10 protein-coding genes are annotated in these 13,863 nt (G+C 27.0%); 9 read left to right on the top strand and 1 reads right to left on the bottom strand.

The window, feature by feature from the left end; translation table 11 throughout:
* The first annotated feature begins 1 nt into the window (after position 1).
* From ACTG46_RS11930 to ACTG46_RS11915, 4 genes are all read left to right on the top strand, one after another.
* A complete protein-coding gene (locus ACTG46_RS11930; protein WP_479922872.1) occupies positions 2-949 on the top strand; it encodes a DUF11 domain-containing protein in 948 nt (315 codons plus the stop codon).
* Positions 950-1,254: 305 nt separating this feature from the next.
* Entirely contained in the window at positions 1,255-1,797 is a 543-nt protein-coding gene (locus tag ACTG46_RS11925; RefSeq protein WP_479922871.1) for an N-acetylmuramoyl-L-alanine amidase, read from the top strand.
* A gap of 324 nt (positions 1,798-2,121) precedes the next feature.
* Positions 2,122-3,615, top strand: a complete 1,494-nt coding sequence (locus ACTG46_RS11920) for a DEAD/DEAH box helicase (RefSeq protein WP_479922870.1) — start codon at positions 2,122-2,124, stop codon at positions 3,613-3,615.
* A 173-nt stretch (positions 3,616-3,788) separates the two neighbouring features.
* Positions 3,789-4,553: an alpha/beta fold hydrolase gene (locus ACTG46_RS11915; protein ID WP_479922869.1), complete on the top strand. Its 765-nt coding sequence runs from the start codon at positions 3,789-3,791 to the stop codon at positions 4,551-4,553.
* A gap of 104 nt (positions 4,554-4,657) precedes the next feature.
* Here the strand turns inward: ACTG46_RS11915 and ACTG46_RS11910 are convergent, their stop codons facing one another.
* Positions 4,658-7,843 carry a DEAD/DEAH box helicase gene (locus tag ACTG46_RS11910; RefSeq protein WP_176702524.1) on the bottom strand — a complete coding sequence of 1,062 codons (3,186 nt, stop codon included), beginning with the start codon at positions 7,841-7,843 and terminating at the stop codon, positions 4,658-4,660.
* 328 nt (positions 7,844-8,171) lie between these two features.
* Between ACTG46_RS11910 and ACTG46_RS11905 the strand changes: the two genes are divergently transcribed.
* The 5 genes from ACTG46_RS11905 (at position 8,172) to ACTG46_RS11885 (ending at position 13,843) form a co-directional block, all read left to right on the top strand.
* A complete protein-coding gene (locus ACTG46_RS11905; RefSeq protein ID WP_479922868.1) occupies positions 8,172-10,295 on the top strand; it encodes a molybdopterin-containing oxidoreductase family protein in 2,124 nt (707 codons plus the stop codon).
* 13 nt (positions 10,296-10,308) lie between these two features.
* Entirely contained in the window at positions 10,309-10,731 is a 423-nt protein-coding gene (locus tag ACTG46_RS11900; RefSeq protein WP_054270647.1) for a 4Fe-4S dicluster domain-containing protein, read from the top strand.
* Positions 10,732-11,015: 284 nt separating this feature from the next.
* Positions 11,016-11,678, top strand: coding sequence for an amino acid ABC transporter permease (locus ACTG46_RS11895; protein WP_479922867.1), 663 nt, complete (start codon positions 11,016-11,018; stop codon positions 11,676-11,678).
* Positions 11,679-11,737: 59 nt separating this feature from the next.
* Positions 11,738-12,535, top strand: coding sequence for an amino acid ABC transporter substrate-binding protein (locus ACTG46_RS11890; protein ID WP_479922866.1), 798 nt, complete (start codon positions 11,738-11,740; stop codon positions 12,533-12,535).
* Positions 12,536-12,667: 132 nt separating this feature from the next.
* Entirely contained in the window at positions 12,668-13,843 is a 1,176-nt protein-coding gene (locus ACTG46_RS11885) for a M20 metallopeptidase family protein (RefSeq protein ID WP_479922865.1), read from the top strand.
* Positions 13,844-13,863: the final 20 nt, after the last annotated feature.

Below are 13,863 nucleotides of genomic sequence, written 5' to 3'. Positions count from 1 at the left end.
AATGAGAATAACTAAAACTACTTTTAATGATGTCTTTTCAAATGATATAAGTGGAAGTATTTTAAAAGTAGAAAAATATGTTGATAAAAAATGTGCATCTGTATTCGACATTTTGACTTACACTATTATTGTTACAAATACGAGTAAACATAAAACAGGAAATATATTTTTTAAAGATTATATTTCTAAATATATAGAATTTATAAATAATACTGTAAAAGTTAATAGTATTACAAAATGTGGATTAGACCCACAACAAGGTTTTTACATAGGAAAAATAGATGCTAATTGTAAAAAAATAATATCTTTTAAGAGTGTAGTTTTGCCAAATTCAGCATATAGAGTTATAAAGAATAATGCTAATATATACTATTATTATAAGTGTACCCTAGATAAATTTCCAACAAGAATATCAGTGGAAAGTAATAGTGTTTATACCAACATAAACAAAACTGTATTTAAGCAGTTGAATATAAGCAATACTTTAAAGATGCCTAAAAACCTAAAAGATATATTAAAAGTAAACATAAATAGTAAGATACTTTATGTTAAACCTATAAAAAATCCTACAAACAAAGGAAAAGATTTAAATCTGTGCAATTTAATAGTTTTTGGAAGTATAGAATTTGAAATGGACTATAGTTGTAGAAATCATAGTAAGTTTAAAGTAGTGAACAAGTCTGATAATATTCAGAAAGAAATGGGTTATGATAATGATTTACAAAATAATAATAAGAATATAAGTGACTGTAAGAAGCAAACAAATTTTAATGAGAATAAAGTAAAAAAGATAACAAAAACTTTTGGATTTTCTTGTTTTATTTGTTCACCAGTTGGAATTGTTTATGAGGATATGAAAAATATAAATATAAAAATTGAACATACATCAGTAAATGAGCTAAATGCAGATGAATTATTTATAGATACATCGCTTTTATTGTATTATTAACTCTTCAAAGTTAAAAATTAAATTTATTAAGCTAACATTTTATTAGATAGAAAAACATAGATATTGATATATATTGTATATATAAATAATTAATAGAAATTCTTAATTTTAAATAATTCTAAATAATAAGTATAATATAATATTTTAAAAGTATAGATTTATGATAAAATAAGACAAATATGTTAAAAAAATGATAATCACAGAGAACTTTTGCCTTCTTCAATTAATATATTATTATTAGTAATAACTTTAAAATCATATTACTATTATATAAAAATTGGCTTAAAAGAAGGTGAAAAAGGTAAATGAAAATATGCATAACAGTAGGTCATAGTATACTAAAGGGTGGTAAAAGTACAGGTGTAAGTGGCATAGTTGATGAATACAATTATAACAAAAAATTAGCTCCTATGTTAGCTGAGATGCTTATAAGTCAAGGTAATACAGTAGATGTAATAGTTTGTCCAGAAAGGCATTTTATGTCAGAAAGAGAAGAATTTTTCTATAGAGTTCCAAAAGTAAATAGTGGCAAATATGATTTACTAGTAGAGCTACATTTAAATAAAGGTGATGGAACGAAATTTGGTGCAGAAGTGCTTTATTATGGTAATGAAGGATTAGAATATGCTAAAAGAGTATCTAATAAACTTGGAGAATTATTTGAAAATAGAGGAGCTAAAAAAAGAGAAAATTTATATATATTGAGAAACACAAATCCAGTTGCAATACAGATTGAAAGTTTTTTCTGTGATAATGTGGATGATTGTAATAAAGCCAATGAAGCAGGTTATGATTATATAGCACGATTAATTGCAGAAGGTATATTAAACAAAGATATAAGTATGTGAGATTATGGTGACTTAGGTGTTGATTAATACCTTTTAATTTTAGATACAAACTAAAACACAAGATATTGGTATAATTTAAACCTGTAAAAGATACATTAGTTTAGTTATCCACAAGAAATACCCCTTGAAAGTATTGATTTATCAATATATTCAAGGGGTATTTAAATATAAATCTATAATTTATTTAGAACTAAACTATAACTTTATATAATATAGATATTATTTAAGTATAATAAATAATATAAAAATGTTACAACCTTGTATTATAATAAGATAATGTAGAAAAATATAAGAGATAAGATAAATATAATAAGGTGGTAATATATGAAATATACATTCGAAAAATTTAAATTAAACGAAAAGATACTTAAGTCATTGAAAAATTTAGAATATAATATACCTTCTAGAGTACAAATAGAGGTTATTCCAAAACTGTTAAATGGTCAAAACATAGCAGTGAAATCAAAAACAGGAAGTGGAAAAACAGCAAGTTTTGCGATACCTGTATGTGAGAATATAGATGTAGAGTACAATAATATTCAAGCACTTATAGTTGTTCCAACAAGAGAATTAGCTTTACAGGTGAAAGAGGAGATATCAGGAATAGGGAGATTAAAGAAAGTTAGATGTAGTGCTATCTTTGGTAAGCAATCTATAAAAGAACAAATAGCAGAATTAAAGCAAAGAGTTCATATTGTTGTAGCTACTCCAGGCAGAATAATTGACCATATAAATAAAGGTACTATTAAGTTGGAAAATATAAAGTATTTAGTAATAGATGAAGCTGATAAAATGTTTAATAAAGGTTTTGTTGAGCAAATGGAAAAAATATTATCAAGTTTACCTAAAGAGAAAACAATAGGACTATTTTCAGCTACAATGAGTGAAGAAATAAAATATATATGTGAAAAATATATGCCAAACTATGGCATTATAAATGTAGGTGAAAATGAAGATAAGAATAATGAGAAAGTAAAACAAATAGATGATAGAATAATAAAAGTAAATGAACAAGACAAGTATATAATTTTAAAAAATTTAATATACAGTGAAAATCCGAAGAGTATAATAATTTTTTGTAATACTAGAGAAAAAGTATCTAGACTATATAATAAGATGAGTAAAGATGGTTTTTTGGTAAGGCAGTTACACGCTGATTTATCACAAGAAAAAAGAATATTTGTAATTAAAGATTTTAAAGACCTAAAGTTCAATGTGTTAGTTAGTAGTGATGTAGCATCTAGAGGAATACATATCGATGATATTTCTTTAGTTGTAAACTATGATGTACCTTATGATAAGGAAAACTACATACACAGAATAGGAAGAACTGGAAGAAAAGGAAGTAGTGGAAAAGCTATTACTATAGTGGATACGTGGGATGAAAAATATATAGAAGGCATAGAAGAATATATAGGATATAAAATATATGAAATACCTGAAATAGAGAAAAGTAAAGTTATATCAGGGAAAAGATTGTTTGATGAATATTCAAAAGAACTTTTAAAAGAAGTATTAAAAAGAAAAAAAGTCAGTAAAAGTTATCAAAAGAGCAAAGATACAAAACTAAATTCAGAAGATGAAGTGGTAAGATTATATTTAAATGCTGGTAAAAAAAAGAAAATAAGAGTTTTAGATATAGTTGGGGCGTTCAGTAACCTAAAAGAAATTGCTAATGATGATATAGGTGTAATAGAAGTTCAAGATTTGTGTTCATATGTAGATATATTGAATTATAAAGGAGACTTAATATCAAAAAAATATAAGGAAATACCTATAAAGAAAAAGATGGTTAAGGTAAAGAGAGATATGAGATAGTTGAAGTTAAGAGTGTGAATTAAGTTTAATAAAATAATTTTATATTTTCAAAAAATTATTGAGTTACGAAACTTTAAAAAGTAAGTTATAATGGTCTTAAGTGTTTATAATAATAGTCACTATGGATATAAGTTATAAACATATATTTATAAAGATATTAGAGGAGGGAATGTATGGCATATTTCACTTATAATGACAAGAAATGTTACTATAACGAGATAGGAGAGGGTATACCATTACTTTTTTTACATGGTAATACTGCTTCTTCTAAGATGTTTAATGAAGTAGTTGATTTTTACAAAGATGAATATAAGGTAATATTAATAGATTTTGTAGGTCATGGTGAATCTGAAATGGTGGATAAATTCTCTGTAGATTTATGGTTTGATGAGGCTATGCAGGTTATATGCTTTTTAGAAAAAATGAATTATAAAAAGGTAAATATAATTGGAAGTAGTGGAGGGGCTCTTGTAGCATTAAATGTTGCCCTTGAAAGACCTGACTTAGTTAATAAAGTAATAGCAGACAGTTTTGAGGGAGAAGTTCCTTTAGAGTCATTTGTAAAAAATGTGAAGATAGAGCGTGAAGAATCAAAAAAGGATGCTGGGGCAAAAGCTTTTTATATTTATAATCAAGGAGACAACTGGGAAAAAGTTGTAGATAATGATACAGAAGCTATTTTTGAACACTATAAAACTATAGGTAAATTTTTTCATAAACCTCTAGAAACTATGCAAACAGATGTACTTTTAACAGGAAGTAAAGAAGATGAGTTTGTATCTTTAGTATCTCCTGATTTTTTTGAAAATACTTTTTCAGCACTTATTGAAAAAATTAATAATTGTAAAATGTACTTGTTTGATGAAGGTGGTCATCCAGCCATTTTATCAAATGGATTGAATTTTTCAAATGTAGCAAAGGAATTTTTAAAAGAATAATTTAGTAATACGATTATTTAAAGTTTTAGTATTTACATAAAATGTAGCTTAACTATATAAATTTTAGAATAAATTTATATAGTTAAGCTGTAAGGTTAAATACTTTAATTAAATAAATCTATTATCTCATCATCAGACAAGCTTTTCAAGACACCTTCATTGGATAATTCTCCATTTATAAATTGGTTTATAAGTTCTTTTTTACTTTCTTGTAATTTTATTATTTTTTCTTCTATAGTTCCTTTAGCAATCAATTTTATAACTTGTACTGAATTTTTCTGACCAAATCTATGAGCCCTATCACTAGCCTGATTTTCCACTGATGGATTCCACCATGGGTCGAAGTGAATTACCATATCAGCAGATGTAAGGTTAAGACCAGTTCCACCTGCTTTTAGAGATATCAAAAAAACTTTTTTATCCATACTATTATTAAACTCATCTACAAGCTCAAGTCTTTCTTTAGCATTAGTTTTACCATCTATATAATGGTATTCAATTTTGTACTTATCAAGTTCTTTACTTATGTTTTTAAGTACAGAGGTAAATTGTGAAAATAGTAATATCTTGTGGTTTTCATTTATACTGTCCCTAAGTATTTCTAAACATGTTTCAATCTTTGAACTTTTTTTACCATAATCTTTTACTACTATACTTGGGTCTAAACAAAGTTGTCTTAACTTTGTTAAGTAAGAAAAAATAACTATTTTATCTTTCTTTAGATTTTTATCTTTTATTTTGTCTTGTATATCTTTTGCATATACACTATATATCTTTTTCTGTTCCTTATTTAACTCGACAAAAAAGTTTTTCTCAATTTTATCTGGAAGCTCTTTCATAACTTGTTTTTTACTTCTTCTAAGAATAAAAGGTTTTATAAGTTTTTTTAAATTTTTAACATTATCTTCTTTATTTATGAACAACTCTTGGAATTTTGTTTTACTATATAAATAACCAGGCATTATAAAGTCAAATATAGACCACAATTCTAGAAGATTATTTTCCATAGGAGTACCAGTAAGTGCAAATTTATTTTCTGCATTTATATTTTTTACAGATTCAGTCACCAAAGCTACAGGATTTTTGATATTTTGAGCCTCATCTATGATACAATAATCAAATTTTATTTCACTATATTTTTCTAAATCATTTCTAAGGGTTCCATACGTTGTAAGTATTATGTCAAAATTTTGTAACTCCATAAAACATTTTTCTCTATCTCTCTTACTTCCATGTATCAATAAAACTTTTATATCTGGAGCAAATTTTTCAAATTCATTTTTCCAATTATAAATAAGCGATGTGGGTGTAACGATAAGACTTTTTTTATTAGATAATGATAATAAAAATGCAATAGTCTGTATTGTTTTACCAAGACCCATTTCATCAGCTAATATACCACCAAATTTATAATAATCTAAAACTTTAAACCAATTAAAACCATTTACTTGGTAGTCGCGAAGATTTGCTTTTAAGTTGTTTGGAATTTCTAAATTTATACTATCAAAGTTTTTGAATTTTTCACAAATACTATCCAATTCTTTTTTGCCATCTATAAACTTTAAGTTTTTACCTTTTATCATGTCATTTATATATAGAGCTTTATTATTATGAATTTTGTTGTTTTTTGATTTATCTATTATATCTAGATTTTCAACTAATTCAAAAAAGTCTTGTGTTTCTCTTTCTGATAAATCTATAAAGTTTCCATCTTTAAGCTTATAAAAAGTACGTTTTTCTTGAAAAGCTTTCAGAATAGATTTGTACTCTTTTGGATTTATATCAGATATATTAAAATTAAATTCTAGATAATTTTGATTAGTTTGATTGATTGAAGCTTGAATTGATGAAGAATTGTATATCTTTTTCAATTTAAACTTCTCAGAATAATATATATCTCCAAATTCTTTTAAAGATTCTAATTGTGAATCTAAAAATGTAAATAGGTCATAATCGCTTCCTTTAAATACATAACTGTTATTTTCCTTTATAAATTGTGAAGAAGTTATTTTATTCTCAATTTTAGCTTCTTTTTGTGTATTAGGAAGTATAAATTTTTTCTCTTCATTGTCATATATATACTTTATATCACAACATATGTTTCCATCAATCATATCAAAGTAGAATTCAGCTCTAAAATCTTTTGTTATATTATTTGTTATATTGTCATCTAAATAAACTTCTTGAGATATAGCCCTTAATCTAGGTACCAATAATCCTAAAACATCTTTAGAATCTTCCTTGTCAAATTTAAGTTCTTTAGATTTTGATAATACTTGATAGATTTTTGAATAATCATGAGCTTTTTTATGTGATAACAAGTATAGATTACCATCATATAAAAGGACATCATTTTTTTTTGTAAGTGGAACAGGTAGCGAATCTTGAGAAGATAAGACTATTTTATCTTCTATATTTTTAAAATTAAACTTTAGTGGCAAAGTATCATTTAATATTTTTGGGTGGTATTCTTTTTTAGAAAAAATAAGTGTAAAATCTTTGTATTTAATAGCATTTAAAAACTGTTTTAAAGAGCTTGCATTTATCTCCATAAACTTCTTTGAATATGATGAAGAAAAATTGTATGAAAGATTTGTGCCATATTCTTCTATAATGTCTACTAATTTCTCATCTTCATCAGCAAAATAATGAATGCTAGGATTATAAGTAAATTTTTTTCCAAAATCTAATTCATATCCATTAAGTTTTGAATATGCAAATTCAGTAATATTTTTTAGAATATACATCTTGTCAATTCCAATTTTAAATTCGGCAATTGCTTTATTTGAATCTATATTTATTAATACATCTAAATTAACTCTTTCTCTTTTAGTATTATCTAAAAAAGAAAGCAGTTGCTTACTTAAGTCTAAGTTAGTTTTAGAATTAGTATTAGAACTTTTATCCTTATCATTACCTAATATGTCTATTAAAATAGGAGGAACATCTTTTTTACTTTTTATTTGTCTTAAACTTTTTATAACAATAGCAACTATATGTTTACATATGAAAATTCTTTGATTTACACCCTTTGATTGACAATCAGCACAACCACAATCATTTTCAATTATCTTAAAATGTCTTATATCTATAGTTATTGAGCTAAAATAAAAGCTATAATTATCTTCAGAATTGACTCCACCACGAAATGTCAGCAGATTATTCTGTAGGTCATCAATATCTATGTCTATATAATCAACCAACTGATTAGTGTAGTATTTTACACCTCTTGACCACCTTGATGGCTCTGTATTTCTTTTTATTAATTTATATATCATATCTATTTTCATTTTATTCACCTTACCTCACTGTATATATTATAATCTAAATGCATTTAATTTACACTCTAAATCTATAGCTAAAATTAAAGTATATAAATAGCTTTTATCTATCATAAGATATATGCAAATAACAATTTACTATTAGATTTTTGTCGTATTATCTTATAAACTATGAATGAAAAATAATTATCTAAATAAATATTAGAAATATAAAGCTTTATTATTAAAATATTCTTAAATATTATAATATATAGGATTTAAAATATGATATTTGAATGAAAAGAATGTATAATAAGTTTAATAATTATATTTATTATTAGGAAAGGAGAGTGTCAATATGAATAGTTGTAATTTGCTTAAAGCTAAAATACCATGTGAAGAAACTGGCATAGAAATAAAGAGAACTTTGTGCGATATTTGTTCTCCAGGGATACATTGTGGAATTGATGTATATGTTAAAGATGGTAAAATTATAAAAATAGAAGGTACAAAAGAACATCCAATGAACAAGGGATTGCTATGTACAAAAGGTCTTTGTAATAGAGAGTATATCTATAGAGAAGATAGAATAAAGACACCATTAAAGAGAATTGGTAAAAGAGGTGAAGGTAAGTTTAAGCCAATATCATGGGAAGAGGCTTATAGTGAAATAGGAGAGAAATTAAATAAAATAAAAAGTGAATATGGAGCAAAGCATGTAGCATTTTTTACAGGTTATGGAAAGTGGTATAGACCGTTTTTACAAAGGTTTGCATCTTCCTTTGGTTCTCCTAATTATGGCACAGAATCTAGCTCATGCTCAACATCAGCACAGATGGCTGGAAATGTTGCGACTGGGAGAAACTTTACAATGCAAGATATGGAAAATACAAAGACTTACTTAGGGTGGGGATTTAATCCATACTACTCTAAATTTTTAAATAGTGTAAATCTAACAAAATTAAAAGAAAAAGGAATAAAGTTTATAATTGTAGACCCTAGAATAACACCAACAACTCAAAAAATATCAGACCTTCATTTGAGAGTTAAACCTGGGACTGATGGAGCCTTGGCTCTTGGTATGGCAAATCTATTTATACAAAGAGATTTAATAGATAAAGAATACATAGAAAAACATGTATATGGATTTAACGAATATAAAGAATATGTTAAATCATTTGATTTAGATACTGTAAGTAAGATTACAGGTATTTCTAAGGATGATATAATAAAAGCAGTAGATATACTGTCTCAAGGTCCGTTTTGTATAAATGAAAGTGCAGCTCCAATAGTTCATCATCAAAATGGATTTCAAAACTATAGAGCAATGATGTCTTTATCAGCTATAACAGGTAATTATGACAGAGTAGGTGGTAATATACCAAAACAAGATTACTTTGCTGGTAAGTTAGGTGGATTTCAAGCACTAGAGAAAGATTTTGTAAAAGAGGTTCTACCTAAAAATATAAATGAAAGAATTGGTGGAGAAAGGTTTCCTCTATGGAATGAGATGGTGACTCAATTTCAGGCTATGGATTTAACAAGGCAGATAGAAGAAAAAACACCATATGAAATAAAAGCTTTGTTTTGCCATGGGATAAATGCTAGAATGTTTCCTAATTCTGGTAGACTTTTCAAAGCATTAGATACTGTAGATTTTTTTGTAAATATAGACTTATTTATGACAGATGCATCAAAATATGCAGATATACTTTTACCTGCATGTACATCTTTTGAAAGAGAAGAATGTAAGAGTTATCCAGGTGGATATATTACATATACTAAAAAGGTTATTGATACATTATATGATTCAAAATCAGATGTAGAAATACTTTCAGATTTAGCAAATGTTATGGATGTAGATGATGACTTATTAAAGGCAGGTTATGAAGCAAGTATAAGACATATGTTCAAAGATACATGTGTGGATGTAGATAAACTTAAAGAAAGTGATTTGCCATTAAAATGTAAAGACTTTAAACCATACATAGTAGGTTCATACACAAGAGATGGATATGATACTAGCACATCTAAGTTTGAATTAAAATCTGTAATTATTGAAAAATATAAAGATTTTGGGTTAGATGCACTACCAACATATAGAGGATTTAATGATGATATAGATAGTGAGTATACTCATCTATTGACATCAGGAGCAAGAATTCCAAATGCGCTACATTCAAGACTTCATGATATAAAGCTTTCAAGGCTATTAAAAAATGAAGCTAGTTGTGATATTTCTAGTTTAGATGCAAAAGAATTGGATGTTATTAATGGAGATTATATAAAAATAACTACTAAGATAGGAAGTTTAAATGTGAAAGTTAATGTTACGGACAGAGTTTTATACAGAAATATACATATGTATCATGGATACAGAGAAGCTGATGTAAATAGCATCATTTGTGATAATTTTGACCCTTATAGTGGATTCCCTGCATATAGAAGTTGTAAGTGTAAGATTGAAAAGATGAATAGATAGATGGAGGGATAAAATGAAAAGTTTATTTAAATTTAATAAAGAATTATGTACAGCATGTGGAGCATGTTTACTTGCTTGTGTAGACCAAAATGATAATAATATAGATAATGGCGAATTTTTTAGACGTGTATTTACAATGGAAGATGGTGAAAATATAGAATATTTTTCGTTAGCATGTATCCATTGTGATGAGCCAAAATGTTTGGATATATGCCCTAAAGGCTGTTTTAAAAAAGATGATGGGTTTGTTTTATTGGATAATCAAAATTGTATAGGATGTAAACTTTGTGAGAAAGCTTGTGAATATGGAGCTTTGAATTATAGCAAGGATGGCAAGGCAAATAAGTGTAATGGGTGTGTTGAAAGATATGAATGTGGTATGGATTCACCTTGTGTAATGGTATGTCCTACAGGAGCATTAGAATTTAATAAATAAATCAAAAAATAGTGACTTACACTTAGTTGTAAGATGTTTTTTGTGAAAGACTACATTGAGTTTGTATTATAACAAACTTAATGTAGTTTTTTTTATGGATATAGTTGGATACTATAATATGGCTATGGGGGATAGTTTTTTGCTATTGGACAAAGAATGGAAAAAATATTAAACTTATGTTGTTCAAAGTCGAAGTATAATACAATAAATAGAAAATTGCATTATAATTTAACACATGACAAAAGCTTGCAAAAAACAATATTAAGTGAGGGGGGACTTATTTTATGATTTTTAATATGAAATATTTTTTAGAATTATTTCCAATAATAATGAAATCATTCAATATAACTGTTATTTTGGCAATAAGTTCATTAGTATTTTCATTAATTATAGGTACAATAGTAGCGTTATCATCTTATTACAAAGTGAAAGTATTGAATCAAATATGTAAAGTGTATGTATCTATCTTTAGAGGTACACCTCTTATGCCACAGTTATTCTTTCTATATTTTGGACTGGCATATATGAGTGATTTTGTTAAAAACATGGACCCAGTATTTGCAACCTCTATAGTACTTAGTTTAAATATGGGAGCTTATATGTCTGAAACTATAAGAGCATCCATACTTTCAATTGATAAAGGGCAGGTAGAAGCATCATATGCAATGGGATTAACAAATTTACAAACCATGAAAAGAATAGTGATACCACAGGCTATAAGAGTTGCCTTGCCATCATTATTCAATAATTTCATAGATTTAATTAAAGGGTCTTCTGTAGCTTTTGTTGTTGGAGTAAATGATATAATGGGTGCTGCTAAGTCACAAGGAGCATTGAGTTTTAAGTTCTTTGAAGTGTATGGAGCAGTTATGGTAATTTATTGGTGTATAATAACTCCTTTAGGATGGGGACAAAAAAAGTTAGAAAAGAAGATAAGTGATTATTAGAATATTAAAAAAATACATATAAAGTATTTTTACATAAAAATGGTGTGAGGAGAAGAGATATGATAAAAAGAAACATTATAAAATGTTTAGTAGCAGTTTTAGCATTAGCAGTTGTAACTACTGGTTGTTCAAAAAAAGAGGAAGCAAAGGATGAAAAGGTTATAAATGTAGCTTCATCTAATTCAGCCGACCCATATTCTTATGTTGACAATGGTGAGCATAAAGGTTTTGAAGTTGACATGTGGAAAGAGATTGGTAAAAGAAGTGGATATGAAATAAAAATGGAGCCAACAGGTTTTAGTTCTATATTTGGTATGTTAGATTCTGGTAAAGTTGATGTAGCAGCCAACTTCTTTGGAATGTCTAAAGAAAGATTAGAAAAATATGATGCTTCTATACCTTATGGTTCTGATGCTGTATGTATCGCTGTAAAAGATGGAAATAATGAAATTAATAAACTTGAAGATTTAAAAGGAAAAGTTGTAGCAGTATCAGAAGGTTCTCAAGGTCAACAAGTTGCAGCTAGTGTTAATAAAGATAATTTATTTGAAGAAAAGGTTTATGGTGATGGAACTAATGGTATTCAAGATTTAGACTTAGGAAGAGTTAGTGCCTGGATTGATGCGGAACTTACTGTTGTAGGTGATGCTAAAAAAGCTAACATGAAGATAAGAGTATTAGATGATAAATTATCAGTTACTAACATAGCATATTTCTTTAAGAAAAATGATGAAAAATCTAAGACTATAAAAGAAGATGTAAACAAAGCAATAGAGGAAATGCTTGCAGATGGAACAGTGAAAAAAATATCTGAAAAATGGTTTGGAATGGATGTAAGTGCTGATATACAAAAATAAGTACTCCAAAACTAAAATATAAAGTTTTGATAACTATAGATAAGTATACTAAATTTATCTATAGTTATCTGTGTATTACAATGTATTTATAGTAGTCTTTATAAATAAAAATAAGTTATGGAGGTATTGTAAATGATTGAAACTAAAATAAAATCTATTGCACTAAAAAATAGGGAAAAAATCATAAAAATAAGGCGACAGATACACCATAATCCAGAGTTGGCATTTAAAGAATTTAAAACATCCAAACTTATAAAGGAAGAACTAGATAAACTTAATATAGAATATATAGATGTTGCTGGCACAGGAGTATTAGCTACTATAGAAGGAAAAAATATTAGTGGTAAAACCATACTACTTAGAGCAGATATGGATGCTCTTCCAATAAAAGAGGAAAATGATTTAGAATTTAAATCAATAAATGATAATATGCATGCTTGTGGGCATGATGCACATGTTTCATGGTTGTTAGGAACAGCAATGATTTTAAATGATATAAAAGAAGAACTAAATGGAAATGTAAAGTTACTATTTCAACCTGGTGAAGAAAAAGGTGGTTCTGATATTGTAATTAAAGAAAATGTACTTGAAGGTGTAGATGTATTAGCAGCTGGTCATTGTTGGCCAACCATTGAATCAGGAAAAATTGGAATAGCTAGAAATTGTGCAATGGCAGCAACTAATACTTTCGAAATAACAATAATCGGAAAGGGTGGACATGGAGCAGAGCCTCACAATTGTATAGACCCAATTGCAGTTGGAAATGCAGTGTATTCGTCTATTCAACAGATAGTATCAAGAAACATTGATCCAGTTGTACCAGTGGTAGTATCTGTTTGCTCTTTTAATTCTGGTGTTTCCAAAAATATAATACCAGATATATGTACACTTCAAGGAACTATTAGAGCAGTAAGTCAGGAAAAAGTGATTGAAGTAAGTAAAATTCTAGAGAACATAGTAAGAAGTGTATGTAAAGCACATGGAGCAGACTGCAAGTTTGAAAAGAGTGCAGGAGGAGATGCTATTATAAATGATAAAAATATGATAGAACTGGGGAGAAAAAGTGCTTGCAAAATACTTGGAGATGAAAATGTTGAAATGATTGATTTTCCAGCAATGACAGGTGAAGATTTTGCTATTTATATGAAAGAAAAACCTGGTTTATTTATGTATATAGGTATAGGTAATAAAGAAAAAAATATAAACTATAAATTGCACAACAGTAAGTTTGATATAGATGAAAAATGTTTGAGCATAGCATCTTCCTTATTATCTCAACTTGCAGTAGATTATTTATGTCAATTTTAGAGTATATTTATTAAAAAAGG

This window comes from Clostridioides sp. LIBA-7678 (assembly GCF_056716065.1).
The sequence above is the reverse complement of the archived record's forward strand: the minus strand, read 5'-3'. Positions and strand labels throughout refer to the sequence as shown.